This is a genomic window from Streptomyces litchfieldiae (assembly GCF_031845365.1).
Taxonomy (GTDB): domain Bacteria; phylum Actinomycetota; class Actinomycetes; order Streptomycetales; family Streptomycetaceae; genus Streptomyces; species Streptomyces litchfieldiae.
In genome coordinates this window covers 1-481 of sequence record NZ_JAVREL010000084.1, presented here as the reverse complement: position 1 = coordinate 481, position 481 = coordinate 1, and the positions used below count along the sequence as shown (strand labels likewise).

The window sequence follows — 481 nt, the reverse complement described above, 5'->3', positions numbered from 1 at the left end:
CCCTCCGCGCCTTCCGAGGACGCGATCACCAAGGGCGCCGAGAAGTCCTCCGTCGAGCACAACGGGCACGGCGACGACGACGCGAACACGGGGGCGAAGGTCAACTCCGCCGCTCCCGCCGCCCCGGCCGAGGACGAGGCCGAGGCGCCGCAGGGCAACGCCCCGCAGGCAAACGCGGCCGGTCAGAAGGACGTGCTGGCCGAGACCGGCGGTTCGGACACGAGCACCTATCTCGCGATCGGCGGGGCCGCCGCCCTCGCCGTCGGTGCGGCCGTGCTGTTCTCCTCGCAGCGCCGCCGGGCCGTCACCCCGACCGGCCGGCACAGCCGCTGACCCGCTTCCCGCCCCGGGACACCGGGGCGGAACGGTCATGACACGGGCCGAGGACCGCCACCCGCCCCACCGGGCGGCGGTCCTCGGCCCAGCCGTTTCCGGGTGTCAGCCGATCACCGAGGCGCAGGTGGTCGGGGTGGTGCGCGAC

Annotated in this window: 1 protein-coding gene; it reads left to right on the top strand. The window is 75.7% G+C overall.

What is annotated here, in order from left to right:
• A partial coding sequence (locus tag RM590_RS35485) for an LAETG motif-containing sortase-dependent surface protein (protein WP_311708939.1) occupies window positions 1-333 on the top strand: 333 nt, incomplete at its 5' end.
• Window positions 334-481 lie beyond the last annotated feature (148 nt).